The 23807-nt window shown below is 67.3% G+C and carries 25 protein-coding genes; 17 read left to right on the top strand and 8 right to left on the bottom strand.

Annotation, left to right across the window (positions count from 1 at the left end; all coding sequences use genetic code 11):
• Positions 1 to 76: 76 nt before the first annotated feature.
• On the bottom strand, positions 77 to 670 hold the full coding sequence (locus AC1RB9_RS19135; RefSeq protein WP_003158260.1) for a TetR family transcriptional regulator: 594 nt from the start codon (positions 668 to 670) through the stop codon (positions 77 to 79).
• Positions 671 to 781: 111 nt separating this feature from the next.
• Between AC1RB9_RS19135 and AC1RB9_RS19130 the strand changes: the two genes are divergently transcribed.
• Positions 782 to 1621 carry an alpha/beta hydrolase family protein gene (locus AC1RB9_RS19130; RefSeq protein ID WP_003449471.1) on the top strand — a complete coding sequence of 280 codons (840 nt, stop codon included), beginning with the start codon at positions 782 to 784 and terminating at the stop codon, positions 1619 to 1621.
• 24 nt (positions 1622 to 1645) lie between these two features.
• On the opposite strand, the gene AC1RB9_RS19125 is transcribed toward AC1RB9_RS19130, so the two are convergent.
• Both AC1RB9_RS19125 and AC1RB9_RS19120 read right to left on the bottom strand, forming a co-directional pair.
• Positions 1646 to 2500 (bottom strand): sulfurtransferase, encoded by an 855-nt coding sequence (locus AC1RB9_RS19125; protein WP_003109274.1) that lies wholly within the window; start codon positions 2498 to 2500, stop codon positions 1646 to 1648.
• Between the two features lie 300 nt (positions 2501 to 2800).
• On the bottom strand, positions 2801 to 3862 hold the full coding sequence (locus AC1RB9_RS19120; RefSeq protein WP_003082649.1) for an SMP-30/gluconolactonase/LRE family protein: 1062 nt from the start codon (positions 3860 to 3862) through the stop codon (positions 2801 to 2803).
• Positions 3863 to 4002: 140 nt separating this feature from the next.
• Between AC1RB9_RS19120 and rnd the strand changes: the two genes are divergently transcribed.
• The 3 genes from rnd to AC1RB9_RS19105 all read left to right on the top strand — a co-directional run bounded on the left by rnd (position 4003) and on the right by AC1RB9_RS19105 (position 6604).
• The gene (gene rnd, locus AC1RB9_RS19115; protein WP_003086813.1) at positions 4003 to 5127 is read left to right on the top strand and encodes a ribonuclease D; all 1125 of its coding nucleotides are present in this window, start codon (positions 4003 to 4005) and stop codon (positions 5125 to 5127) included.
• On the top strand, positions 5124 to 5417 hold the full coding sequence (locus tag AC1RB9_RS19110) for a YcgL domain-containing protein (RefSeq protein WP_003082651.1): 294 nt from the start codon (positions 5124 to 5126) through the stop codon (positions 5415 to 5417). The genes rnd and AC1RB9_RS19110 overlap by 4 nt, the downstream gene beginning before the upstream one ends.
• A gap of 254 nt (positions 5418 to 5671) precedes the next feature.
• Entirely contained in the window at positions 5672 to 6604 is a 933-nt protein-coding gene (locus AC1RB9_RS19105) for a D-2-hydroxyacid dehydrogenase (RefSeq protein ID WP_003082652.1), read from the top strand.
• Between the two features lie 11 nt (positions 6605 to 6615).
• Here the strand turns inward: AC1RB9_RS19105 and aitP are convergent, their stop codons facing one another.
• Complete coding sequence (gene aitP / locus AC1RB9_RS19100; protein WP_058136974.1) at positions 6616 to 7599, bottom strand: CDF family iron/cobalt efflux transporter AitP; 984 nt, start codon at positions 7597 to 7599, stop codon at positions 6616 to 6618.
• A gap of 67 nt (positions 7600 to 7666) precedes the next feature.
• On the opposite strand from aitP, the gene AC1RB9_RS19095 reads away from it, so the two are divergent.
• The 5 genes from AC1RB9_RS19095 to hxuC all read left to right on the top strand — a co-directional run bounded on the left by AC1RB9_RS19095 (position 7667) and on the right by hxuC (position 12808).
• The gene (locus AC1RB9_RS19095) at positions 7667 to 7942 is read left to right on the top strand and encodes a metal/formaldehyde-sensitive transcriptional repressor (RefSeq protein ID WP_003082658.1); all 276 of its coding nucleotides are present in this window, start codon (positions 7667 to 7669) and stop codon (positions 7940 to 7942) included.
• Between the two features lie 76 nt (positions 7943 to 8018).
• Positions 8019 to 8468: a YcgN family cysteine cluster protein gene (locus AC1RB9_RS19090; protein WP_003082662.1), complete on the top strand. Its 450-nt coding sequence runs from the start codon at positions 8019 to 8021 to the stop codon at positions 8466 to 8468.
• Positions 8469 to 8616: 148 nt separating this feature from the next.
• The gene (locus AC1RB9_RS19085; RefSeq protein WP_003082669.1) at positions 8617 to 9144 is read left to right on the top strand and encodes an RNA polymerase sigma factor; all 528 of its coding nucleotides are present in this window, start codon (positions 8617 to 8619) and stop codon (positions 9142 to 9144) included.
• Entirely contained in the window at positions 9141 to 10124 is a 984-nt protein-coding gene (locus tag AC1RB9_RS19080) for a FecR family protein (protein WP_003082671.1), read from the top strand. Before AC1RB9_RS19085 ends, AC1RB9_RS19080 begins: the two co-directional genes overlap by 4 nt.
• A 128-nt stretch (positions 10125 to 10252) precedes the next feature.
• Positions 10253 to 12808, top strand: coding sequence for a heme receptor HxuC (gene hxuC, locus AC1RB9_RS19075; RefSeq protein WP_003449479.1), 2556 nt, complete (start codon positions 10253 to 10255; stop codon positions 12806 to 12808).
• A gap of 6 nt (positions 12809 to 12814) precedes the next feature.
• On the opposite strand, the gene lepB is transcribed toward hxuC, so the two are convergent.
• Together lepB and AC1RB9_RS19065 are read right to left on the bottom strand one after the other, a co-directional pair.
• Positions 12815 to 13354: a signal peptidase I gene (gene lepB, locus AC1RB9_RS19070; protein WP_003082673.1), complete on the bottom strand. Its 540-nt coding sequence runs from the start codon at positions 13352 to 13354 to the stop codon at positions 12815 to 12817.
• Between the two features lie 76 nt (positions 13355 to 13430).
• Entirely contained in the window at positions 13431 to 15482 is a 2052-nt protein-coding gene (locus AC1RB9_RS19065) for a S9 family peptidase (RefSeq protein ID WP_003112365.1), read from the bottom strand.
• Positions 15483 to 15630: 148 nt separating this feature from the next.
• On the opposite strand from AC1RB9_RS19065, the gene AC1RB9_RS19060 reads away from it, so the two are divergent.
• From AC1RB9_RS19060 to AC1RB9_RS19045, 4 genes are all read left to right on the top strand, one after another.
• Positions 15631 to 16104, top strand: a complete 474-nt coding sequence (locus tag AC1RB9_RS19060) for a hypothetical protein (protein WP_003086834.1) — start codon at positions 15631 to 15633, stop codon at positions 16102 to 16104.
• A 63-nt stretch (positions 16105 to 16167) separates the two neighbouring features.
• Positions 16168 to 16629, top strand: coding sequence for an HIT family protein (locus AC1RB9_RS19055; RefSeq protein ID WP_003082677.1), 462 nt, complete (start codon positions 16168 to 16170; stop codon positions 16627 to 16629).
• A 3-nt stretch (positions 16630 to 16632) separates the two neighbouring features.
• Positions 16633 to 17406, top strand: coding sequence for a class II glutamine amidotransferase (locus AC1RB9_RS19050; RefSeq protein WP_003082680.1), 774 nt, complete (start codon positions 16633 to 16635; stop codon positions 17404 to 17406).
• A gap of 26 nt (positions 17407 to 17432) precedes the next feature.
• Positions 17433 to 17957, top strand: coding sequence for a DUF2937 family protein (locus AC1RB9_RS19045; RefSeq protein WP_003082681.1), 525 nt, complete (start codon positions 17433 to 17435; stop codon positions 17955 to 17957).
• A gap of 8 nt (positions 17958 to 17965) precedes the next feature.
• On the opposite strand, the gene AC1RB9_RS19040 is transcribed toward AC1RB9_RS19045, so the two are convergent.
• Positions 17966 to 18826: a LysR substrate-binding domain-containing protein gene (locus AC1RB9_RS19040; RefSeq protein WP_003449490.1), complete on the bottom strand. Its 861-nt coding sequence runs from the start codon at positions 18824 to 18826 to the stop codon at positions 17966 to 17968.
• A 167-nt stretch (positions 18827 to 18993) separates the two neighbouring features.
• Here AC1RB9_RS19040 and phnW point away from each other — a divergent pair, with 167 nt between their 5' ends.
• Both phnW and phnX read left to right on the top strand, forming a co-directional pair.
• Positions 18994 to 20109 (top strand): 2-aminoethylphosphonate--pyruvate transaminase, encoded by a 1116-nt coding sequence (gene phnW, locus AC1RB9_RS19035; RefSeq protein ID WP_003086851.1) that lies wholly within the window; start codon positions 18994 to 18996, stop codon positions 20107 to 20109.
• Positions 20110 to 20144: 35 nt separating this feature from the next.
• Positions 20145 to 20972 carry a phosphonoacetaldehyde hydrolase gene (gene phnX, locus AC1RB9_RS19030; protein ID WP_003100114.1) on the top strand — a complete coding sequence of 276 codons (828 nt, stop codon included), beginning with the start codon at positions 20145 to 20147 and terminating at the stop codon, positions 20970 to 20972.
• 50 nt (positions 20973 to 21022) lie between these two features.
• Here the strand turns inward: phnX and AC1RB9_RS19025 are convergent, their stop codons facing one another.
• Complete coding sequence (locus AC1RB9_RS19025) at positions 21023 to 21934, bottom strand: LysR family transcriptional regulator (RefSeq protein WP_003082689.1); 912 nt, start codon at positions 21932 to 21934, stop codon at positions 21023 to 21025.
• A gap of 107 nt (positions 21935 to 22041) precedes the next feature.
• Between AC1RB9_RS19025 and AC1RB9_RS19020 the strand changes: the two genes are divergently transcribed.
• Positions 22042 to 23400 (top strand): MDR family MFS transporter, encoded by a 1359-nt coding sequence (locus tag AC1RB9_RS19020; protein WP_003449494.1) that lies wholly within the window; start codon positions 22042 to 22044, stop codon positions 23398 to 23400.
• Positions 23401 to 23413: 13 nt separating this feature from the next.
• Positions 23414 to 23800: a DUF4440 domain-containing protein gene (locus AC1RB9_RS19015; protein WP_003082694.1), complete on the top strand. Its 387-nt coding sequence runs from the start codon at positions 23414 to 23416 to the stop codon at positions 23798 to 23800.
• Positions 23801 to 23807 lie beyond the last annotated feature (7 nt).

Here is a 23807-nt window from a genome sequence, read left to right as displayed (position 1 = left end):
GCTTTAGAGAACAGCTGATATGCCCGCTGGAAATTAAACCGGCGCGTCCTTGCTTCGCTTGTGCTGGGCGGCATTCTCAGCCCCTGCGCAGGCTGTAGAGGAAGTCGCGGATGATGGCTTTCACTTCATTGGCCGCTTGCCGCTTGCTGCGTGCATCGCGAAGACTCATCGCGGCCTGGGTAAGGAAGCCGTAGAGCTGGCCGACCAGGGTTTCCCGGCGGTAGTCCTTGAGTTCGCCACTGGCCGCCAGTTCGTCCACCAGGCGCCCGACGTAGCGCAGCGTGTGGCGCGAGTCGATGCGTTTCCATCGCTCCCAGCCGACGACCGTGATCACCTCCTGCAGCGACAGTTGCCGCTTGCCGCGCGCCATCACGCTGTCGATGAAGGCCTCGGCCAGTGCGGCGGCCTCCGCCCACTTGTCGACATGCGCCGGCACCCTGTCCAGGTCCTCGGCGATCGTCCGTACCTGGCGTTCGTAGCATTCGGCGAGCAGTTCCTGCTTGCTGCCGAAGTGGTGGTAGAACGCGCCCTTGGTCACGCGCGCCTCGCGGGCGATGGCGTCGATGGAGACGCCGCCATAGCCATGTTCGATGAAGGCGGAGAGGGCGCTTTCCAGCAGCGCCTCGCGGGTCGCCTCGGCATTTTCCTGCTGCCTGCTCTTGACATTCATACTGCTGCCTTCTTACATACCGTCGGTATGTTCATGCTAGCACGCCTGGCGATCCGTCGAGCATTGCGTCCGTCCCGGCTGCTCGAACCCGCACGGCAAAGGAGGGAGCGAATGAGTACCGCAGTGGAGATCGCCTGCCGTGACGGTGTGCGCCTGGCCGGCGACCACTTCCCGGTCGTCGGCCAGGCGCAGGGGAGCATCGTGGTGGCCTGCGCGCTCGGCGTCAGGCGCGCCTTCTACCAGCGCTTCGCCGTCCTGGCCGCGGCTTCCGGCTATGAGGTGCTGTTGTTCAGCTACCGCGGCAGCGAAGGCGACGACCCTGCCGTGGCTAGCTATCGCCTGGCCGATTGGGGACGCGAGGACATCGATGCGGCGCTGGCCTGGTGCCGAGCGCGCGCGCCGGAGCTACCGCGCTATTTCGTCGGCCACAGCATCGGCGCGCAGTTGCTCGGTCTGGCTGGTCAGGCCAGCGGATTGAGCGGCGCCGCGTTCGTCGCCGGTTCGTTTCCGTACTGGAGGCGCTGGCGAGGCAGGCAACGCTGGCAGATGTTCGGCCTGTTCTGCGTGGCGGTGCCGCTACTGACCGGACTGCTCCGACGCTTTCCCAGCCGTTTCTTCGGCCTCGGCAGCCTGGATATGCCGAGTCATTTCATGCGCGACTGGGCGCGCTGGGTGCGGCAGCCGGACTACCTCCTGGCACCGCGCTTCGGATTGCAGCGGCAGGGTTACGAGGCGCTGGACATCCCCGTCGCCAGCTTTCTGTTCGAGGACGACGACTACGTGCCGTGGGCTGCGGCGGAAAAGCTTCACCAGGTCTATGCCGCGGCGCACCTGGAGTTGCGTCGTAAGGGATGGGCCGAGGGGGCGGTCGGGCATTTCGGGCTGTTCCGCAACGAGGCGTTGCAGAAGGAGTTGCTCGACTACTTCAGGAAGCTGCCCGACGCGGCGTAAGCCGCGTCCGAGCGTATGGCGTCGTCAGTCGCCGGTGGCGACCGGGCGGCGCGGGTCGGTGATCCACTCGCTCCACGAGCCGGCGTAGAGGCGCGGAAGCGGGAAGCCGGCGAGGCTCAGGGCGAACAGGTTGTGGCAGGCGGTGACGCCGGAGCCGCAGTAGGCGACCAGCTCGTCCACCGGGCGACCGCGCAACAGGGCGGAGAACCGCTGGTGCAATTGTTCCGGCGGAAGGAAGCGGCCGTCGCTGCCAAGGTTGTCGGTGAAGGCGGCGCACTGGGCACCGGGAATGTGCCCGGCGACCGGATCTATGGGCTCGACTTCGCCACGGAAGCGCGGCTGCGCGCGAGCATCGAGCAGCGCCAGTCCGGGTTGGCCCAGTTGGGCCTGGAGGGTGGCGGCGTCGATCAGCAGCGAGGCATCGGGCTGGCCCTGGAAATCGCCGGGTCGAAGGCTGCTTTCGCCATTGGTCAGTGCCAGCCCCGCAGCCTTCCAGGCCGCCAGGCCGCCATCGAGGAGGTAGACCCCATCGCGCTTGCCCAGCCAATGCAACAGCCACCAGGCGCGGGCGGCGAATGCGCCGGGGCCGTCGTCGTAGAGCACCACCTGGCTATCCTGGCGCAGGCCCCAGGCTTGTAGCTTGAGCGCTAGCTCGGCGGGATCCGGCAGCGGATGGCGACCGGTCACGCCCTTGCGCACGGGAGCGGAAAGATCCCGTTCGAGGTCGGCGAAATGCGCGCCGGGAATGTGGTTCTCCTGATAGACGCGGGCACCGTAGGACGGGTCTTCGAGGGCGAAACGGCAGTCGAGGACCAGCAGGTCGGGTTCGCTGAGGCGGGCGGCCAGTTGTTGCGCGGTCAGCAGTTGGGCGGACGACATCGCGGACTCCTTGGGTCGGGAAGCAAAGCCGGTGGCGGATGGGTGGATCATGCCCCTTGGACCGCGTCGCGTCATCCCGGCGTCGCGCGGCGAGGCGGAGAAATGGCGAAAGGAAAGGGCTGGCTCCAGGCGAGGAAGATTCCTACTCGGTCATCAGCCTCGCCCGGCAGCGGGGGATTTGTCCAGACATGCAGAATCGGCTCGTTCCGAGATACCCGCTCCTGTGTTCTATCCCTCGGGACGCTTGTCCGATTGGCTTGGCCCGACGCTTGCGCCGGGCTTTTTTTCGCCTCGGCTTTTTCAGGGAATCGCCAGACGGCCGATCCGATCGTTTTCCAGGCTGCCGAAGTAGAGCTGGTCGCCCACCGGCTTCGCCGAGGTGATCATGCGCAGGTGGTGGCCGCTGGTGTCGTGCAGGCTGCGGACGATCCTGCCCTGTTCGTCGATGGCGATGACCAGCCCGTAGGCGGTCGGCTTGGGCAGGAACATGCGCGGCAGCTTGGCCAGCTGCGCCTTCAGCCAGGGATGCCGGTGGAGGAAGTCGGCGTCGGCCTTGCGCGGGGTCGGCAGGGCCACCCAGAAGGTACCCTTGCGGTCGCCCTGGAGGTTGTCCGGCAAGCCCGGCAGGTTGTCGATGAACACCTCGTGCTGGCCAGCCTTCTCGCCTTTCAGCCAGTAGCGGGTGATGCGATAGCGGTAGGTCTCGTTGACCAGTACGAAGTCCTCGTTTGCCGAGAGTGCCACGCCATTGGCGAAGTACAGGTCCTTGAGCAGCACCTCGGTCTTGCCGGTGGACGGGTCGTAGCGCAGCAGGCGGCCGTGCGGTCGGGCCTCGAGCAGGTCGAGGATGTAGTCGGGCTGGTGGAACTTGCTGGAAGCGTCGCTGAAGTAGATGCGGCCGTCGCTGGCGATGTCGAGGTCGTCGGTGAAGGCGAAGGGGACACCGTCGGCCTCGGTGGCGAGGGTTTCCACCTTGCCCTGCGGATCGATGCGCAGCAGGCCTTTCCAGGCGTCGGCGAGGATCAGGTTGCCGGCGGCATCGAAGTCCATGCCCAGCGGGCGGCCGCCGGTGTCGACGAAGGTCTCGACCTTGCCGCTGGCGTCCAGGCGTACCACGCGGCCGTCGGCGAGACCGGCATAGACGCGGCCCTGGCTGTCCACGGCGGTGTCCTCGGGGCCGTGCAACTGGCCCTGGCCAAGCAGCTCGGCCTTCATCAGGGTGTCGTTGGGTTCGAGGACCCCGGTCATCTGCGGAGCGGCCGGAGCATCCCAGGCGAGCGGGTCGATCGGGCTGGTCTTCAGGGCCAGGTAAAGAGCCGCGCCAGCCAGCAGGAGGACGATTATTCCGCTGAGCTTCTTCATGCAGTTCCCTTGTTCGGATTGTCGGACAAAGGGCGGAGTATGGACATTCGCTACGCTCATCGGCAAGCGCGGTGCCGAGCGGAATGCTCGCATGGCGCCAGGCTCTATATAATGCGCCGCACTTGACCAAGGAGATGTTCGTGACCGCGCCCGAAATCCAGTGGATCCGCGATGATGCCAGCCTGGCGCAGCAATGCCGGGAATGGCGCACACAGCCGTACCTCGCGCTCGATACCGAGTTCATGCGCGTCGATACCTTCTATCCCGCGGCCGGTCTGGTGCAGGTGGGCGATGGCCGGCAGGAGTGGCTGATCGATCCGCTGCTGATCCAGGACTGGAGCCCCTTCGCCGAGCTGCTCGAAGACGAGCGGGTGGTGAAGGTGCTGCACGCCTGTAGCGAAGACCTCGAGGTGTTCCTGCGCCTCACCGGCAGCCTGCCGGTGCCGCTGTTCGATACGCAGTTGGCCGCCGCCTATCTCGGTATGGCCCATTCGATGGGCTATTCGAAGCTGGTGAAGGAGGTGCTGGACATCGACCTGCCCAAGGACGAGACCCGTTCCGACTGGTTGCAACGGCCGCTCACCGAGATGCAGATGCGCTACGCCGCCGACGACGTCCAGCACCTCGCCCAGGTCTACCTGGCCCTGGATGCGCGGCTGAGCGAGGAGAAACGCGCCTGGCTGCTGGAGGACGGCGCCGAACTGGTCGCCAACCTCTGCCGCGAGAGTGATCCGCGCGAGGCCTACCGCGAGGTCAAGCTGGGTTGGCGGCTGCGTCCGCAGCAACTGGCGGTGCTCCGCGAACTCTGCGCCTGGCGCGAGGAGCAGGCACGCCTGCGCAACCGGCCGCGCAACCACGTGCTGCGCGAACGTACCCTGTGGCCGCTGGCGCGCCTGCTGCCGAAGAACAAGACCGACCTGGCGGCGATCGAAGACATGCATCCGCGCACCGTGCGCCAGGACGGCGACTTCCTCATCGAACTGATCGCCCAGGCTGCGCGCCTGCCGCAGAGCGAATGGCCCGAGGCGCTGCCCGAGCCGCTGCCGCCGGAGGTCACCCCGCTGCTCAAGAGCCTGCGCGCCATCGGCCAGCGCGAAGCGGAGACCCTGGGCATGGCGCCCGAGCTGATGCTGCGCAAGAAGATCCTCGAGGCACTGCTCAAGAGCGGCTATCCCGACGGTCCCTACGAACTGCCCGATTCCCTCCGCGGCTGGCGCCGCGAACGCATGGGCCAGGCCCTGCTGGACGCCCTGGAGAGCGCATGAAACGAATCTGTTCCGTCTACAAGAGCCCGCGCAAGAACGAGATGTACCTCTACGTCGACAAGCGCGAGGCGTTGAGCCGCGTACCCGAGGCCCTGCTGGTGCCGTTCGGCGCGCCGCAACATGTCTTCGACCTGCTGCTCACCCCCGAGCGCCAACTGGCCCGCGAGGATGTCGCCAAGGTCCTGGAGAACATCGAGAAGCAGGGCTTCCACTTGCAGATGCCGCCGGGCGAAGAAGAGTACATCGAGCATCTCCCGGAAGAGTTGCTGCGCATGAACGACCCGCTCTGACGCGAGCCGTACCCCGCTGGCGCCGGCTTCCCGGCGCCACTTTCACGACGTGAAACCCGCTCTGTGCAAGGTTGCGCCTTCGGTGCATGATGTCCGCAAGATGTCGCACGATAGCGGAACCCCTGGCAGCGACCGTGGTCTACCAGCGCCAAACCTGCTGCTCTCGAGGGCTTCCCTCCAGGAGCCGTGATGCATGAAAGAACAATATTCTCCGGCCTGATCGCCAGCCCTTGTCCGGCTTGGCAGTGTGACCCATGCGCTTGCTGATTCTCGAACGTGACCACGCTCTCTATGCCGCGCTGCTGATGGCGGCCGACCCCAGCCTGAAGGTGGTGGCGGGGGACGATCCCCTGCAACTCATCGACGCCGCCAGCGAGTGCTCGATCTGGCTCGGCCAGCCCGACCTGGTGGCGCAGATGCTGCGCCAGGGCGTGCATCCGGTCTGGGTGCAGTCGACCTGGGCGGGCATCACGCCGCTGCTGGCCGCCGACCTGCCGAAGGACTACAGCCTGACACGCGCGGTAGGCATCTTCGGCCAGGTGATGAGCGAATACCTGCTGACCTACATGCTCGCCCACGAGCGCCAGTTCCTCGGTCGCCTGGCCAGCCAGGTCGGTTCGCAATGGGATAGCCGCACGCCTGGCGGGTTGCGTGGCCGGCAGGTGGTGATCGTGGGCACCGGGGAGATCGGCCAGGCGGTGGCGCATACCCTGTCCGGCTTCGGCATGGACCTGACCGGGGTGGCGAAGAATCCGCGTTCGCTGGTGCCGTTCAACCGCATGGGGTCGCTCGACGACCTCGGTCGCCTGGTGGAGACGGCCGACTACCTGATCAACCTGCTGCCCGACACCCCCGATACCCACGACATCTACGACCGTGCGCTGTTCGCCCGGCTCAAGCCCACGGCGCTGTTCATCAATGCCGGGCGTGGTGTCGCGGTGGTGGACGCCGACCTGGTGGCGGCACTGGAGAACAACCAACTGGCCGGCGCGGTGATCGACGTCTGCCGCGAAGAGCCGCTGCCGGCCAACCACCTGTTCTGGCATACCCCGCGCCTCTTGCTGACCGGGCACACCGCCGCGCCGACCCTGCCGGGGGCGATGGTCGAACTGTTCCGCGACAACCTCGCGCGCTTCTGGGCGGGTACCGCCATGCGCGGCGAGGTGGACTTCGCTCGCGGCTACTGAGCCGCGTTCCCTCAGGCGGCGAGCGGGAGCAGCGGGTTCACCTCGACGGTGATGTGCACCAGTTCCTCATGCTCGGCCAGGCGGCGCTTGAAATAGTCGGCGCTGCCTTCCTCGGTGGTCAGCAGACTCAGCAGGCAGGCGTACTTGCCCTGGCCGACCTGCCACAGGTGCAGGTCGAGCAGTTCCGCCGGCAGCGGGCTGCTGGCGATCGCCGCGCGGATTTCCGCAGCCACCGGCGCGTCCATCTGCGCATCCAGCAATACCCGGCTGCTCTGCCGGATCAGGCCGCATGCCCAGACACTGACCAGTACCGCGCCGACGATACCCATCAGCGGGTCCAGCCAGGCCGCGTTCCACAGCAGGCCGCCGGCCAGCGCGACGATCGCCAGCAGCGAGGTGGCGGCATCCGCCAGCACGTGCAGGTAGGCGGCGCGCAGATTCAGATCGTGCCGGTGGGCATGATGGTCGTGGTGGTGGTGGTGGTGGTGGTGGTGGTGGTGGTGGTGGTGGTGCGAGTGGCCGTGCCCGTGGTGGGCATGGCCGTCGCGCAGCAGCCAGGCGCAGGCGAGATTGACCAGCAGGCCGAGCGCGGCGACCAGCATCGCCTGCTGGTAGTGGATCGGGCTGGGGTCGAGCAGGCGTTCGACCGATTGGTAGAGCATCAGCCCGGCCACCAGCAGAAGCAGCAGGGCGCTGGTGTAGCTGCCGAGCACCTCGATCTTCCACGTACCGAAGCTGAAGCGCGGGTCGTTGGCATAGCGCCGCGCGGCGCCGTAGGCGAGTACCGCAAGACCCAGGGCCAGGGCATGGGAGCTCATGTGCCAGCCGTCGGCGAGCAGGGCCATGGAGTTGAACAGCCAGCCGCCGGCGATTTCCGCGACCATCATGCAGGCGGTGAGCAATACCGCCCAGCGCGTGTTGTGCTCGGCCAGCGGGTTGCCCTGGTCGAACCGATGGGAATGGCGCAGGGGCTGGGTAGTCGGGGTGCCGGGCATTTGCTACTGTCCTGTCGAGACGTCGAAAATATACTATACCCCAGTATATTACCTTGAGGAGAGAGCGGTGGCCCATACCATCCATGGGAAGAAGAAGCTCCTGGCGCGGGTGCGCCGCATCGCCGGGCAGACCCGGGCGCTGGAGCAGGCGCTGGAAGAGGGCAGCGAATGCGCGGCGGTGCTGCAACAGATCGCGGCGATCCGCGGTGCGGTGAACGGCCTGATGAACGAAGTGCTGGAGGGGCACATCCGCGAACACCTCGGCGCCGAGCAGGCGAGCGCGGAGCAGCGTCGCGAAGACCTGGAACTGGTGGTGACCGCGCTGCGTTCCTACCTGAAGTAGCCATGTGCCGGCCGGTGCTTGGCCTGGAGGGGGCGGGGGACTAGACTATCGCGCCTTTTCACCAGCCCCCGATGCCATGGCCGCCAAAGTCGAACCCTTCTGGAAACGCAAGACCCTCGCCCAACTCGACCAGGACGAGTGGGAGTCGCTGTGCGACGGTTGCGGCCTGTGCTGCCTGCAGAAGCTCGAGGACGAGGACGACGGCAGCGTCTACTACACGCGTATCGCCTGCAAGCTGCTCGACCTGCAAAGCTGCCGCTGCACCAACTACGCCGAGCGCATCCGTTTCGTCCCCGACTGTATCCAGCTCACCCCGGCGCAGGCCGACGAGTTCCAGTGGTTGCCGCCGACCTGCGGCTATCGCCTGGTTGCCGAAGGCAAGGACCTGCCGCTCTGGCACCACCTGGTCTGCGGCGACCCGGAGCGGGTCCACAAGGAACGCATTTCCCAGTCCGGGCGCATGCTCAGCGAGACCCAGGTGGCCGAGGACGACTGGGAGGACTACCTGATCTTCCGCGCCGGCTGAGCTCGCGTCCGTCGCACTTCCTTACCTTGTGAAATGATATGTATTATCATTCGCATATTTGCAAGGGACTTCCGTATCCGACGGAAGCGGGGAGGCGAGGTGTTGCAGCGGGTCAACGGCGCGGGGGGCGCCGCCGGAGGATGCACGGATGGATGAGCGCTTCCGTGGTTCCGTCTCGCATGCCTATCAGGCGTTCCATGGCGAGTTGCTGCGCTTCCTGCGCAAGCACCTGGGCAGTTCGGCGGACGCCGCCGACCTCGCCCAGGATACTTTCGCCCAGTGGCTGAAATGGCCGGGCCGGCAATCGGTCGAGCAGCCGCGCGCATTTCTTTTCCAGATCGCCCGCAACCTGTTGCGCGACCATTGGCGCCGGCAGCAGAGCCGCGGCCAGGATCTCGACCGGCCGGCGGCGAACGACGAACCCGCCGCGCTGGAAGGCGAGGCGGCCGGGCCGGGCGAGCGTTTCGAACAGCAGCAGCGTCTCAGCCACCTGGCGGCCGCGCTGGCCGAGCTGCCGCCGCGGCGGCGCGAAGCGTTCGTCCTGCACAAGTTCGACGGCCTGTCCCAGGTCGAAGTGGCCGAGCGCATGGGAATCTCCCTGAGCATGGTGGAAAAGCACATCGCCAGCGCCTTGCTGCACTGCAAGCGGCGGCTTGGCCAGGGAGGCGAAGGATGAAGCCGCTGGAACGACTGGAACCGCTGTTCGCAGACGAAACCGAAGAGGACATCGATCACCGCGCCGCCTACTGGTTCAGCCGGCGTCGTTCCGGGCATTTCAGCGCTGCCTGCCGGGCCGAGCTGGAGGATTGGCTACGCGCCGATCCGCGCCATCGCGAAGCGCTCGAGGGCATGGAGCGGCTCTGGCGCGAGTTCGACGGCCTGCCGCGCCCGGCGCTGGACGATATTCCCGAGCCGGTGCCGGCCTGGCGCCTGCCACGGGCGCTGGCGGCGGCGTTCTTCGTGTTCTGCGCGCTACTCGTCGCCACCCTGTTCTGGCGCGACCAGTCGCTCGGGCCGAACCTCGCCTACGGCACGGCGCCTGGCGAGCAGCGCGAGGTGGTCCTGGCGGACGGCTCGAAGCTGTTCCTCGACGTCGATACCCAGGTGCAGGTGCGTTACGCCGAGCGCACCCGCGACGTGCTGTTGAAGAAAGGCGAGGTGTTCTTCGTGGTCAGCCACGATCCGGCCCGGCCTTTCCGGGTCGGCAGCGGCGACAGCCGGGTCACCGTACTCGGTACCCAGTTCAGCGTCCGGCGCAACGCGCAGGCCCTCGCCGTGGCGGTGAAACAGGGGCGCGTGGCGTTGCAGCCGTCCCTGGAGAAGGATGCCGAACATGTGCTGCTGGCTGGCGACAGCGCGCGCCTGGACCTCGCCGAGCAGCGCCTGGAACTCGGCCATGTGGCGCCGGAGCAGGTCGCCAGTTGGCGCGATGGGCAGCTGGTGTTCCGCGACAAGCCGCTGGGCGAACTGGTGGAGGAACTGTCGCGCTATCGCGCCGCGCCGATCCGCCTGGGAGATCCCCGGCTTGCCGGCAAGCGGGTCTCCGGTACGGTGCGGATCGCCCGCCCCGACGATTTTCTCCTCGCCCTGCCGGCGCTATTGCCGGTGCGGGTGCAGCCGCAGGCTGGTGGCGAGGTGCTGATCCTGGCGCGCTGAGGCGCGTCGTCAGCATTAATGAAAATATTTTTCATTCGCATATGTGGGTTTTTCTCCCTGCTGCGTCTTCTCTGCTGTCCGTCGCCGCTGCCGGCGACATCCAGCAGTCACTTGGGGAGAGTTCCAGCATGACCTTGCCTTTCACCCGCGCCGCCTGGCGCCCGCTGTGTTCCGCCGCCGTGCTCGGCGCCGCGTTGTGGGCCGCCGGCGCCAGCGCTGCCGAACGACGCTTCGACCTGCCGGCGCAGCCGCTGGCCGCCTCGCTGTCGCGCCTGGCGCAGCAGGCGCAGGTCCAGGTGCTGTTCGACGAGTCGCTCCTGCGGGGCCTGCGCGCTCCGGCGCTGAGCGGCAGCTACGGGGTGCGCGAGGCGCTGGAGCGGTTGCTGGTCGGTTCCGAGCTGGAGCTGGTGGAGGCGGGCGGCGGCTACGTGGTGCGCCGGCGCCAGGTCGACGCCTACAGCGACAACGCGCTGCAACTGGACGCGCAGACCATCGTCGGCAACGGTCGCGAAGTGGACGCCAGCAACGTCGGCCGTTCGACCCTGACCCGGCGGGATATCGAACGCCAGCAGGCGGACAACATCCCCAGCCTGCTGCAGACCCTGCCCGGAGTGACCATGGGCGGCTCGCCCAAGCCGGGCGGACAGACCACCAACATCTGGGGCCTGGGCGACGCCGAGGACGTGCCCTATACCCTGGACGGCGCGCAGAAGAGCGGCTTCGAGCGCTACCAGCAGGGCACCGTGTTCATCGAACCGGAAATGATCAAGCGCATCGAGGTGGAGAAGGGACCGCACTCGGTGTTCACCGGCAATGGCGGCTTCGGCGGCACCGTGCACATGGAGACCAAGGACGCGCCGGACCTGCTGCGCGAAGGCCGCGACGTCGGCGCCATGCTCAAGTACGGCTATCACTCCAACGACCAGCAGAAGATCTACTCCGGCGCCGTGTTCGGTCGCAGCGAAGACCGCCGCGTCGATGCCCTGCTCTATCTCAACGGTCGCGACGGCCGCGACATGAAGCTGGCCGACAACCTGCCGCTGTCGCCCACCGACTACCCGATCAACCCCAAGCGCCTGCCCAACAGCGCCCAGGACGAGAAGACCGGCCTGTTCAAGCTCAACCTGCACCCCACCGAGGAGCACGACCTGGGTTTCACCTACCTGCGCTCGAAAAGCTCGCGCTGGACGCCGTTCTCCGCCAGCAGCTACCCGACCCCGCCGAGCCAGTGGACCATCGACCGCTACGGCTACGAGCTGGGCCTGACCCGCCTGCTGGCCCACCGCGATACCACCGACACCACCTGGACCGGCAAGTACAACTACCATCCGCTGGACAACCCCTGGGTCGACCTGCAACTGAGCTATTCCGACGCCCGCACCGAGCAACTCGACCGTCGCGAGGACACCGCCTTCTACCAGCTCGCCACCGGTGGCAAACGGATGCGTACCGAGTACCAGGACAAGGTCCTGGAGCTGCGCAACACCAGCCGTTTCGATACCGGAGCGCTACAGCACGAGCTGACCCTGGGCGCGGCGCTGCACAGGCACAAGCGCGACATCCTCATGCACATGCCGGGCAAGACCTACGAGACCCCGCGCTACAACTACGGCTGGCTGCAACCGGCATTCATGCCGGCCGGCAAGCAGGACACGCAGAGCTTCTACATCCAGGACGCGATCACCTACGGCAGCCTGACCGTCACCCCATCGATGCGCTTCGACAGCGTGCGCAACGACGGCCAGGCCAACCTGGCGCCGATCTACGACAATCCCAAGCTCGGCCATGACTATCGCGCCCAGACCTACTCCGGCTGGTCGCCGCGGCTGTCGGTGTTCTGGACCGCGACGCCGAACCTGGCGTTCTTCGCCGACTACACCGAGACCTGGCGAGCGCCGGTGATCGACGAGCAGTACGAAGTGCAGAACAGTTCGACCATCGGTGGCAGCAGCCGCGACCTGGACGCCGAGCGCATCCATGCGATCCGTGGCGGCAGCGTGATCAACCTGCCGGACCTGCTGGTCGCCGGCGACAGCCTGCAGATCCGCACCACGTTGTTCCAGAACCGCATCAAGGACGAGATATTCCGCACCCGCAGCGTCGGCTGCCGCCAGCAGTCGATCGACAACGGCAGTATCGGTGGTAGCTGCGGCGACATGCTGCCGCTGAGCAACTACCGCAACTTGCCGGGCCTGACCATCAAGGGCTTCGAGATCGAGAGCTTCTACGACAGCCAGCGGCTGTTCGGCAGCCTGTCCTACTCGTGGATGACCGGCAAGCACGATGGGGCCTACAGCAATCCCTGGGGACCGAACGTGTGGGCGCGCGACATCCCGCCGCCGAAGTGGGTGGCCATGCTCGGCCTGAAGGTTCCGGAATGGGATGCCAAGCTCGGCTGGCAGGGCGAGTTCGTGCGCAAGACCGACCGCCTGCCCAGCGATCGCTACAGCGGCGGGATGGGTACCGGTTCCGGCGATATCTACTGGGATCACGCGGCCAACGACAGCTACGACACTCATCGGCTGTTCGCCGAGTGGGTCCCGGCCAAGCTGGGCCTGAAGGACACCCGCATCGACTTCACCGTGGACAACCTGTTCAACCGCTCCTATCGCCAGCCGCTGGGCGGCGACCTGGTCTACAGCCAGGGACGCAACGCCAAGATCAGCGTCACCCAGTTCTTCTGAGGGGCGTCAGCGCACCGAACCGATGCGCCGGGTGTCCTCGGCATACCAGACGGCGAACACCCGGCCGACCAGGTCGGCGCGCGGTACGTAGCCCCAGTAGCGGCTGTCGTTGGAGTTGTCGCGGTTGTCGCCGAGCATGAAGTATTGGCCGGCGGGGACGGTCCGCTCGGCCATGCGCAGGGAGTCCGGCTGGCGCAGCGCCTGTTGCGCCAGGTAGGGCTCCGTCACCGGGCGCTCATTGACGTAGAGCCGGCCGCCATCGATCCGCACGCGATCGCCGGGTATCCCGGCGATGCGCTTCACATAGGCGATGCTGCGCTGCGGCGGGAAGCGGAACACCACCAGGTCGCCGACCTGCGGGTCGGCGAAGGCGTAGCGCGCGGCGTTGGCGAGGATGAAGTCGCCCTGTTGCAAGGTCGGTTCCATCGAGCGCGAAGGGATCTTGTACAGCGCCACGCCGAGGAGCCGTGCGCGCGGGTCGAGACTGGCGGTGCCGAACGGATTCGCCAGGTAGACGGCCAGCATGATCGCGGCGAGCAGGCCCATGGCGGGCCAGAAGCGTCGTTTCACGAAGGTTCCCTTTTTCGTGGCGGAAGGCCGGCGTCGCCGGCCCCCGCGGTGGTCATACCAGGCCGAGGACCTTGAGCAGGAAGGCGTATTCCAGCGCCACGTCCTTCAGCCCCTGGTAGCGGCCGCTCATGCCGCCGTGGCCGGCGCCGAGGTCGGTCTTGAGCAGCAGCAGGTTGGCGTCGGTCCTGGTCGCCCGCAGTTTCGCCACCCACTTGGCGGCTTCCCAGTACTGCACGCGGCTGTCGTTGTAGCCGGCGACCACCAGCAGGTGCGGGTAGTCTTGGGCCCTGACGTTCTCGTAGGGCGCGTAGGCGGCGATCCGCGCATGCACCTCGGGCTCCTGCGGGTTGCCCCACTCATCGTATTCGGTGACGGTCAGCGGCAGGTCCGGATTGAGCATGCTGTTCAGCACGTCGACGAAAGGCACCTCGGCGATGGCCGCGCCGAACAGTTGCGGGCGCTGGTTGAGCACCGCGCCGATCAACAGCCCGCCGGCGCTGCCGCCGCTGATGGCGAGACCCTCGGGACGGCAGTAGCCCTCGGCGAGCAGGTGCTCGGCGCAGGCGATGAAGTCGTCGAAGCTGTTCTGCTTGTGTTCCAGCTTGCCGGCCCGGTACCAGGCTTCGCCCAGTTCGCCGCCGCCACGGACATGGGCGATGGCGAAGACGAAGCCGCGTTCGAGCAGGCTCAGGCGGGCGTGGGAGAACCAGGGATCGAGGCTATGCCCGTAGGCGCCGTAGCCATAGAGATAGAGCGGCGCGGGGCGCCCGGCGGCGATGCCGTCGAGGACTTCCTTGCGCGCCACCAGGCTGACCGGCACCTGCGTGCCGTCGCCGCTGCTGGCCCAGATGCGCCGGCTGGCGTAGGCGTCGGCGTCGAATGGGCCTTCCACCGGGGTCTGCTTGAGGACGGTCTGCGTGCCATCGGCGAGGTTCAGCTGGCGTACCTGCGCCGGACGATTCAGGGCCTCGTAGCGCAGTCGCACGCAGGGGCTGTCGAATTCCAGGCTGTCCTGCACGTAGAGGCTGTAGGCGGCGTCCGGCAACTGCACGCGGTAGGCCGGCAGGCCCTGCGGTTGCACCTCGATCACCGGCAGGCCGCCGTCGCGCAGGCCGAGGATCACCGCCTCGGCGTTCAGGCTGACATCTTCCAGGGTCCGCTGCGGGTCGTGGGCCACGCGCAGTTGCCAGTGCTCGCGAGTCGGCCGCGACTCCTCGGCCTGGTAGAGGGCGAAGTTGATCCCCGCCTGGTTGCTGCGGATCAGCCACAGGCCCCGGCCGTCGAGGCGACCGTGGTCGGGGTAGTACTCGTGGCCTTCCTCGCGCGGCGCCAGGCAACGGAACGTTCCCTGCGGCTGGTCGGCGTCGAGCACCCAGGCCTCGCTGGTGGTCTTGCTGTTGAGCAGGAGGATCAGCTGGCGTTCCGAGCTGGAGCGGTAGCAGTGCAGGAAGAAGCGCCCGTCGCCTTCCTCGAACACCAGCTCGGCGCCGGCCTCGCCCAGGCGGTGGCGATAGAGCTTGTGCGGGCGGTGGGTGTCGTCCAGTTCGCCGAAGAACAGCGTGCGGTTGTCGTTGGCCCAGGTCAGGCTGCCGTCGCAGTCGTCGAAGGGCAGGGCCTGCACCGCGCCGCTGGCGAGGTCCTTGACGAACAGGCGGTAGATCTCGTCGCCGCTGGTGTCCAGGCTGTAGGCCAGCAGGCTCTGGTCGGGGCTGATGCTGAAGGCGCCGAGGGAGAGGAAGCCGCCGTCGGCCAACTGGTTGGGATCGAGCAACAGTTGCTCGGCGCCTTCGTCGACCGCCAGGCTGCCGTCCGCCGGACGCGGGCAGCGGTAGTGGCGCGGGTATTCGTCGCCGGCGGTGGTGCGCTGGTAGTACAGCCACGGACCCCACGGACTGGGCAACGACAGGTCGGTCTCGCGGATGCGTCCCCTGATCTCCTCGAACAGGGTCTCGCGCAACCCGGCCTGGTCGGCCAGTTCGCTATCCAGGTAGGCGTTCTCGGCCTTCAGGTAGTCGAGCACCTCCGGGGCGTCGCGCTCCTCCAGCCAGGCGTAGGGGTCGCTTCCGGCGTCGCGGCGGGCGATGGGGGGCTGCGGATGGGGCATCGGGAATCCTCGTCGATCCGGCCATGCGCGAGGCCGGGAAATCTGAATAAAACTGGCGGCGCGGCGCCCGCCATCGGTGGGTAGGCGCGTCGGCATGCAAAAGCGGCTATCATAAGCCCCCCATCACCGCTATCGCCACGCACGCCGCATGAATGAACAAGACTATCTGATCGCCTGGGGCGCCTACGCCATCGCCGGACTCGGCCTGATGCTGGTGTTCTGGCTGATGACCGGCTGGATGTGGCGCTGGCTGCGCGAACCCCTGCGGCTGATCGTCTTCATCCTGCTGTTCACGCCGACTCCGGTGGACCCGCAGAACGACCTCTACGCCCCGGCCATCGCCATCACCGCGCTGGATGTCGTGTTCAAGGTCGGCAACAACGCCTGGCGCGCGGTCTCTGACCTGGCCCTGGTGGCGCTGCTCGGTTTCGGCCTGTACCTGCTGATCGCCGCCATCCGCTGGCCGCTGGAGCGGGCCTGGAAGAATCGTCGGCATCCGTCGCAGGACGCCGAGGACGAGCCGACCCTGCGGCAGATGATGCAGCCCGAGTTGATGCCGGACGTCGACACCCGCACCGACGAGCACGGCGACCGGCGCATGCGCATCGAGCCGCGCCTGTAGCCTTTCGCGACGAAATCCATTCTTGCGCTACGCCCGGCAGGCGTTCAGCATGAGGCGAGGCCTATGTCGGGATTTCCCATGGATTGCGTGTTCTGCGCCATAGCGGGTGGCCGCGAGCCGGCGCACAGACTCTTCGAGGACGAGCATTTCATCGTCCTGCTGGACATCTTTCCGCTGCGACCGGCGCACGTGCTGATCGTAGCCCGCGAGCACGCCCCGCACCTGAGCGATCTTTCCGCCGCCGCCCGCGACGCCCTCCTGGCGCTCGCCGAGCGTATCGGTCGCGCATTGCGCCGGGCCGGTTTCGGCGTGGAAGGCATCAACCTGTTGCTCAACGATGGCGTGGCGGCCAACCAGCACGTGGCGCACCTGCATCTGCACCTGATTCCCCGGCGTCGCGGCGACCTGCCGCGACTGCTCTGGCGCGCCCTGACCCGTTTCCTGCCGGTCGGTCGCGCGAGCCTGCAGGCGCGTCTGCAGCGGGAACGAGAACTACTACGTACAGCCTTGCTCAGGGAGGTTTGAGCCATGTGTGAACTATTGGGCATGAGCGCCAACGTCCCGACGGACATCGTCTTCAGCTTCACCGGACTGATGCAGCGCGGCGGCGGTACCGGCCCGCACCGCGACGGTTGGGGCATCGCCTTCTACGAAGGACGCGGCGTGCGGCTGTTCCAGGACCCGCTGGCGAGCGTCGATTCGGAGGTGGCGCGGCTGGTGCAGCGCTTCCCGATCAAGAGCGAGACGGTCATCGGGCACATCCGCCAGGCCAACGTCGGCAAGGTCGGGCTGAGCAACACCCACCCCTTCATCCGCGAACTCGGTGGGCGCTACTGGACCTTCGCGCACAATGGCCAACTGGCCGACTTCCAGCCCAAGCCCGGTTTCTACCGCCCGGTCGGCGAGACCGACAGCGAGGCGGCCTTCTGCGACCTGCTGAACCGCGTGCGCCGGGCTTTCCCCGAGCCGGTGCCGGTGGAGGTGCTGTTGCCGGTGCTGATCTCGGCCTGTGACGAATATCGCAAGAAAGGTGTGTTCAATGCCCTGATCAGCGACGGCGACTGGCTGTTCACCTTCTGCTCCAGCAAACTCGCCTACATTACCCGCCGTGCGCCATTCGGCCCGGCGCGGTTGAAGGATGCCGACCTGACCGTGGACTTCCATGCGGAAACCACGCCGGACGATGTGGTCACGGTGATCGCCACCGAGCCGCTCACCGACAACGAGAACTGGACCTTGCAGCAGAGCGGCGAGTGGGTCCTCTGGTGGGGCGGCGAGGTGTTGGCCAAGGGGCGGGTCTGAATCGCCGCCGTGGACGAGGAGAGCGCATGTTCCGCAGTTACCTGAGACTGCTGCTGTTCACCCTGGGCCTGCTGCTCGGGGTGCAGGTGCCCGGTTTCATCGACGACTACGCCAAGCGCGTCGACGCCCATCGCCTGGAGGCCGCGCAGAACATCCAGGGCTTCCAGCAGACCGCCGGGCAGTTCTTCAACGGTAGCCTGGAGGAACTGGTCAGGCATTACCGCAGCAACAGCGATCCGGTGTTCCAGCGCGACGGCGAGAACCTCGACCGCCTGATGCGTCGCGCGCGCATGCTCGACGCCGAGTGGCAGGCCATGCAGGGTCCCTGGTACGCCCGCGCCTGGCACATGCTGCGCGCACCGAACCATGAGTTGCTGATGGAAACCTATGCCAGCTACAGCTACCAGGTCCTGCTCAAGCCCGAGGTGATCGCCTGGGGCCTGGGCTGCGCCTTGCTGGTCGCCTGGATCGCCGAGCTGATCGTGTATTCGCTGGCCTCGCTGTTCGGCTTCGGCGAAGACCGCCGCACCCGCGAGCGTCACTGGAGCTGAGGCGCGACTCAGGTCGCCGCCAGTTCCAGGAATGCCCTGATCACCCGTAGGCCGCGGCGCTTCTCCAGGCAGCCGATCAGGTGGCGGTTGGTCAGCTCGGGACCGACCAGCGGCACCGCGCGAACCCGCGGATCGTTGCCGACCTCCAGGGAAGACACCACGCCGACGCCCAGTTCGGCGGCCACCGCTTCGGTCACCGCTTCCCGGCTGTCCAGCTCCAGCAGCACCCGCGGCTGCACGCCCTGCTCGGCACAGGCGCGGTCGAAGGTGCGGCGGGTGATCGAACCGGGTTCGCGCAGCACCATGATCTGCTGGTCGAGCTCTTCCAGCGGTACGCTTTCGTTGCGTTCGCACCAGGGATGCTGGCGAGGCAACAGGGCGCAGATGCGCGAATTCACCAACTCCTCCAGGAACAGCCCGGGACGCGCCTCGACCTCGGTCAGCACGGCGACGTCGACGTGTTCGCTGAGCAGCGCCGCGAGGGTTTCCTGGGCGTTGCCCAGGCGCAGGTTGACGGTGATTCCCGGATAGCTCGCGCGCAGCCGGGCGAGCATCGGCATCACCAGGTGCGGGCCGTCGGCGGCGACTTCGAGGCGGCCGGAGACCAATTGTCGATTGGCGTCGAGCAGGGCCTCGGCTTCTTCCTCCAGAGCGAACAGGGTGCGCGTGATCGCCACCAGGCGCGAGCCCTCCTCGGTCAGTTCGATGCGCCGGGCGGTGCGCCGGAACAGGGTGACCTGGTAGTGCTCCTCGAGGGCCTTGACGTGTCCGGTCACCGCCGGTTGGCTGATGCACAGGCGCTCGGCGGCGCGGGTGAAACTGCCTTCGCGGGCGACGGCGTCGAAGGCGCGGAGCTGGAAGAGATTCATGGTATCGGCCTGGCTTATGGCTGGCATCGGAACAAACAATTTGAACGATAGTAGCGCGGCGCTCACCTTATGTCTCCAGGCTTCCCTGGAACGCCGGCGCGGAACGACCGCCCGGACCGCGAAGCCCGATCCGGTTTCTTTGGCCGATTCCCGCAGAGGAAATGAGCATGAGCACTGCCGAACGCGCACCCATCCTGCTGACCCCCGGTCCGCTGACCACCTCCTACCGTACCCGTCGGGCGATGATGGTCGACTGGGGCTCCTGGGACAGCGATTTCAACGAACTCACCGCCAGCGTCTGCCAGCGCCTGCTGAAGATCGTAGGCGGCGAAGGCAGCCACACCTGCGTACCGTTGCAGGGCAGCGGCACCTTCGCCGTGGAAGCGGCGATCGGCACCCTGGTGCCGCGCGACGGCAAGGTCCTGGTGTTGATCAACGGTGCCTACGGCAAGCGCCTGGCGAAGATCTGCGAGGTTCTGCAACGGCCCTTCAGCACCTTCGAGACCGAAGAGAACGTGCCGACCACCGCCGCTGACGTCGAGCGTCTGCTGGCCGCCGATCCGGCGATCAGCCATGTGGCGCTGATCCACTGCGAGACCAGCACCGGCATCCTCAATCCGCTCGAGGCCATCGCCAAGGTCGTCGAGCGTCACGGCAAGCGCCTGATCGTCGATGCCATGAGCTCCTTCGGGGCGATCGGGATCGATGCCCGGAAAGTTCCGTTCGATGCCTTGATCGCCGCCTCCGGCAAGTGCCTGGAGGGCGTCCCCGGGATGGGCTTCGTCTTCGCCCGCAGCGCCGCCCTGGAAGCCAGCGCCGGCAACTGCCACTCCCTGGCCATGGACCTGCAGGACCAGCACGCCTATATGCGCAAGACCGGGCAGTGGCGCTTCACCCCGCCGACCCATGTGGTCGCCGCCCTGCACGAAGCGCTCAGCCAGTACGAAGAGGAGGGCGGCCTGCCGGCGCGTCAGCGGCGCTACGCGAGCAATTGCGAAACGCTGCTCGGCGAGATGGCCCGGCTCGGTTTCCGCAGCTTCCTGCCGGCGGAAATCCAGGCGCCGATCATCGTTACCTTCCACGCGCCGCGCGATCCGCGCTACCGCTTCGCCGACTTCTACCAACGCGTGCGGGAGAAGGGCTTCATCCTCTATCCGGGCAAGTTGACCCAGGTGGAAACCTTCCGCGTCGGCTGCATCGGCCACGTCGACGCCGCGGAGATGCGGCAGGCGGTCGCCGCCATCGGCGAGGCGCTGCGCGAACTGGAAGTCCTCGAGATCTGAACTGAACGACAACGAGCAGAAAAGGGTTCACGACAATGAATTACAACCAGCCAGCCACCCTCCAGGCCGCCATCCTCGACTGGGCGGGAACCGTGGTCGATTTCGGCTCCTTCGCGCCGACCCAGATCTTCGTCGAGGCTTTCGCCGAATTCGGCGTCCAGGTCAGCCTGGAGGAAGCGCGCGGTCCGATGGGAATGGGCAAGTGGGACCACATCCGCACCCTCTGCGACATCCCGGCGATCGCCGAGCGCTACCGCGCCGTCTTCGGCCGCCTGCCCAGCGACGACGATGTCACCGCCATCTACGAGCGCTTCATGCCGCTGCAGATCGAAAAGATCGCCGAACATTCGGCGCTGATCCCCGGCGCCCTGCAGGCGATCGCCGAACTCCGCGGGATGGGCCTGAAGATCGGTTCCTGTTCCGGTTATCCGGCGGTGGTGATGGAGAAGGTGGTAGCCCTGGCCGAGACCAACGGTTACGTCGCCGACCACGTGGTGGCCACCGACGAAGTGCCCAACGGCCGGCCATGGCCGGCCCAGGCGCTGGCCAACGTGATCGCCCTGGGGATCGACGATGTGGCGGCCTGCGTGAAGGTCGACGACACCTGGCCGGGTATCCTCGAAGGGCGCCGCGCCGGGATGTGGACGGTGGCGCTGACCTGCTCGGGCAATGCCCTGGGCCTCACCTACGAGCAGTACAAGGCGCTGCCGGCGGCCGAACTGGAGCGCGAGCGGACGCGTATCGAACAGATGTTCGAAGGTTCGCGTCCGCACTACCTGATCGAGACCATCGCCGAGCTGCCAGCGGTGGTCCGCGACATCAATGCGCGCCTGGCGCGCGGCGAGATGCCGCAGGGTAACTGAGCCACGTCTGTGCCGAGGCCGCCGCGGGCAATCGCGGCGGCCTCGGTTTTCTAACCGGCGTCCGGGTGCCCCAGGCGAGTCTTGAGGAAGTCGATGAACGCGCGGACCTTCGACGGCAGGTGGCGGGTCGGCGGATAAACGGCATGCACGCCCTGGAGCGGAAACCCGTGGTCCGCCAGCAGGCGTTGCAGTGCGCCGCAGCGCAAGTCGGCCTGCACCAGCCAGTCCGGCAGCACGGCGATACCCAGGCCGTCGAGGGCAAAGGCGCGCAGGGCCGCGGCGTTGTCGGCCAGCAGCATGGGATGGCGCGGTCCGCGGTAGCTGCGCAGGGCGCCGTCGGGGGCGCGTACTTGCCAGGGCAGGGAGTCCGCCAGCCGGCTGTGACCGAGATTCTGCAGGCGCTCCAGACTCTCCAGGTCGGTCGGCGGCGGTTCGCCGAGCGCCGCCAGGCAGGCCGGGCTGGCCACCGCCAGGACCTCGAAGCTGGCCAGTTGCACCGCATGGTGGGTGGAGTCCTCCAGGCGCCCCAGGCGGATGGCGACGTCGAAGCGTTCGCCAATCAGGTCGGCATGCAGCGATGAGGTCGACAATTGTACCTGCAACGCCGGGTGCAGCCGGGCGAATGCCTGCAGGGCCGGCACCAGTTGGCGCAGGCCGTATTCCTGGGTGGTGGTGACGCGCAGGCTGCCACGCAGTTCGCCATGCTCGGCGCGGGCGTCGTCGATGGCCAGGCGCGCCTCGTCGAGCACCTTCACGCAGCGCTGGTAGAAGCGTTCGCCAGCATCGGTCAGGGCCATCCGCCGGGTGCTGCGGCTGAGCAGAGAAACGCCCAGTTCGGCCTCCAGCCGCTTGAGGTTGAAGCTGACTACCGCACGCGTCTGGCCGAGGGTGTCGGCGGCGGCGCTGAGGGAACCGCAGTCGACCACGGCGCGAAAGGTTTCGAAGCGGTCGAGGCTGACCATGGAAGGCGTCCCTATTGTCAAATTCGATTTGACAGTCTATGCGCGATTAGCCTCTCCAGATAGCGCGAGCGCCTCGCTATGCTCCCCGGCAAACCTCCGGAGCGCCCATGAATCAACCGTCCCGCCTGGCCACTTTGTACCTGCTGGGGTTCGCCCTGGACCTGGTGAACATCTTCATCGCCAGCGTCGCCTACCCGGACATCGGGCGTTCCCTTGGCGCTTCGGTGGCGACCCTGGCGTGGATCGGCAACACCTACCTGCTCGGCTTGACCCTGGTGATTCCGTTGAGCGTCTGGCTCGCTTCGCGCCTGGGAGAACGGCGACTGATGCTGCTGGCACTGGCCGGTTTCGCCAGCGCTTCGCTGGGTTGCGGCCTGGCTGGATCGGCGGCGACGTTGATCGTCTGGCGCCTGTGCCAGGGGTTGGCCGGCGGGTTGCTGATCCCCCTCGGCCAGGCCATGGCCTATCGGAATGTCCCGGCGTCGGCACGGGCCGGCCTGACCGCACGGGTGATGCTGGTGGCGCTGATCGTTCCCGCCGTGGCGCCTGCCCTCGGCGGCTGGCTGGTGGACAGCCTGTCCTGGCGTGGGATCTTCTTCGCCAGCGTGGCGCCGGCGCTGCTGGTGCTGGCCCTGGCGATGCGCTGGCTGCCCAGGCACAAGCATGCGGCGCAGCGCCTGGACCTGCGCGGCCTGCTGCTCGGCTCGGCGGCGCTGGCCACGCTGCTGGTGGCGCTCGCCTGGCTGGGATCGCCCGGCGGCGGCGGGCGTGGCCTGCTCCTGGCGCTGCTGGCCTGCGTGCTGGGCTGCTGCTACTGGCGTGACGGGCGCGCTCGTACCGACGCGCTGCTCGACCTTGGCTTGCTGGAGGCGCCATTGCTGCGTACGGCGATGCTGGTCTATCTCTGCGTGCCGGGAGCCTTCATGGGCGCCAACCTGGTCGCCATGCTCTATCTGCAAGGCCCCCTCGGCCTCAGCGCGAGCCGTGCCGGTGCGCTGATGCTGCCCTGGGCGCTGGCGGCCGGCCTGGCCATCGGCCTGACCCGGCGACGCTTCAATCGCTGGGGGCCGAAATCCTTGCTGCTGGCGGGCATGGCGATACAGGCCGGCGGCCTGCTGTGGCTGGCTCGAAGCGGGGAGGGGAGCGGCTTCTGGCAACTGGCGGGGGCCTACGCGACCATGGGATTCGGCGGCAGCCTGTGTAGCAGCGCGGCACAGGGCATGGCCTTGCTCGACGTCCCGGCGGCGCGCATGGGCCATGCCAGCGCCTTGTGGAACATCAATCGGCAACTGGTGTTCTGCCTGGGCATGGCCGTGCTCGGTGGGTTGCTCAACCTATTGCAGGCGCGGGCCGACCCCGCGGCCTTCGTCCACTGCTTCCTGTTCGCCGCCGCTTTCACGCTATTGCCTCTGCCGTGGGTGAGGCGTATCGATTCCGCCGGGGTTCGCGCCCTGGTCCAGACCTGAAAGGAGCTACACCATGACTTGTGCCTACCGCCGGGAAATCCACCATGCCCACGTGGCGATCCGCGACTGGCTGGCCGGCGACTCACGGGCTGACGCGCTGGATGCGTTGATGGCGCGTTTCGCCGAGGACTTCTCGATGGTCACGCCGCATGGCGTGGTCCTGGACAAGACTGCTCTGGGCGAGCTGTTCCGCAGCAAGGGCGGCACTCGTCCTGGGCTGCGCATCGAGATCGACGGCGAGAGTCTGCTGGCTTCAGGCGTGGATGGCGCGACCCTGGCCTATCGGGAAATCCAGTCCGACGCGGCGGGTCGCAGCGAGCGCCTGTCCACCGTAGTCCTGCACCGTGACGACGAAGGGCGGCTGTACTGGCGCCACCTGCAGGAAACCTTCTGCGGCTGAGCCTGCC

It is taken from the genome of Pseudomonas sp. 20-5, from assembly GCF_056782835.1.
The sequence above is the reverse complement of the archived record's forward strand: the minus strand, read 5'-3'. Positions and strand labels throughout refer to the sequence as shown.

Coding starts and splice junctions, on each gene's coding strand:
- AC1RB9_RS19135 (WP_003158260.1), bottom strand. CDS start 670: ATGAATGTCAAGAGCAGGCAGCAGGAAAATGCCGAGGCGACCCGCGAG.
- AC1RB9_RS19130 (WP_003449471.1), top strand. CDS start 782: ATGAGTACCGCAGTGGAGATCGCCTGCCGTGACGGTGTGCGCCTGGCC.
- AC1RB9_RS19125 (WP_003109274.1), bottom strand. CDS start 2,500: ATGTCGTCCGCCCAACTGCTGACCGCGCAACAACTGGCCGCCCGCCTC.
- AC1RB9_RS19120 (WP_003082649.1), bottom strand. CDS start 3,862: ATGAAGAAGCTCAGCGGAATAATCGTCCTCCTGCTGGCTGGCGCGGCT.
- AC1RB9_RS19110 (WP_003082651.1), top strand. CDS start 5,124: ATGAAACGAATCTGTTCCGTCTACAAGAGCCCGCGCAAGAACGAGATG.
- AC1RB9_RS19105 (WP_003082652.1), top strand. CDS start 5,672: ATGCGCTTGCTGATTCTCGAACGTGACCACGCTCTCTATGCCGCGCTG.
- aitP (WP_058136974.1), bottom strand. CDS start 7,599: ATGCCCGGCACCCCGACTACCCAGCCCCTGCGCCATTCCCATCGGTTC.
- AC1RB9_RS19090 (WP_003082662.1), top strand. CDS start 8,019: ATGGCCGCCAAAGTCGAACCCTTCTGGAAACGCAAGACCCTCGCCCAA.
- AC1RB9_RS19085 (WP_003082669.1), top strand. CDS start 8,617: ATGGATGAGCGCTTCCGTGGTTCCGTCTCGCATGCCTATCAGGCGTTC.
- AC1RB9_RS19080 (WP_003082671.1), top strand. CDS start 9,141: ATGAAGCCGCTGGAACGACTGGAACCGCTGTTCGCAGACGAAACCGAA.
- hxuC (WP_003449479.1), top strand. CDS start 10,253: ATGACCTTGCCTTTCACCCGCGCCGCCTGGCGCCCGCTGTGTTCCGCC.
- lepB (WP_003082673.1), bottom strand. CDS start 13,354: ATGGGCCTGCTCGCCGCGATCATGCTGGCCGTCTACCTGGCGAATCCG.
- AC1RB9_RS19065 (WP_003112365.1), bottom strand. CDS start 15,482: ATGCCCCATCCGCAGCCCCCCATCGCCCGCCGCGACGCCGGAAGCGAC.
- AC1RB9_RS19060 (WP_003086834.1), top strand. CDS start 15,631: ATGAATGAACAAGACTATCTGATCGCCTGGGGCGCCTACGCCATCGCC.
- AC1RB9_RS19055 (WP_003082677.1), top strand. CDS start 16,168: ATGTCGGGATTTCCCATGGATTGCGTGTTCTGCGCCATAGCGGGTGGC.
- AC1RB9_RS19050 (WP_003082680.1), top strand. CDS start 16,633: ATGTGTGAACTATTGGGCATGAGCGCCAACGTCCCGACGGACATCGTC.
- AC1RB9_RS19045 (WP_003082681.1), top strand. CDS start 17,433: ATGTTCCGCAGTTACCTGAGACTGCTGCTGTTCACCCTGGGCCTGCTG.
- AC1RB9_RS19040 (WP_003449490.1), bottom strand. CDS start 18,826: ATGAATCTCTTCCAGCTCCGCGCCTTCGACGCCGTCGCCCGCGAAGGC.
- phnW (WP_003086851.1), top strand. CDS start 18,994: ATGAGCACTGCCGAACGCGCACCCATCCTGCTGACCCCCGGTCCGCTG.
- phnX (WP_003100114.1), top strand. CDS start 20,145: ATGAATTACAACCAGCCAGCCACCCTCCAGGCCGCCATCCTCGACTGG.
- AC1RB9_RS19025 (WP_003082689.1), bottom strand. CDS start 21,934: ATGGTCAGCCTCGACCGCTTCGAAACCTTTCGCGCCGTGGTCGACTGC.
- AC1RB9_RS19020 (WP_003449494.1), top strand. CDS start 22,042: ATGAATCAACCGTCCCGCCTGGCCACTTTGTACCTGCTGGGGTTCGCC.
- AC1RB9_RS19015 (WP_003082694.1), top strand. CDS start 23,414: ATGACTTGTGCCTACCGCCGGGAAATCCACCATGCCCACGTGGCGATC.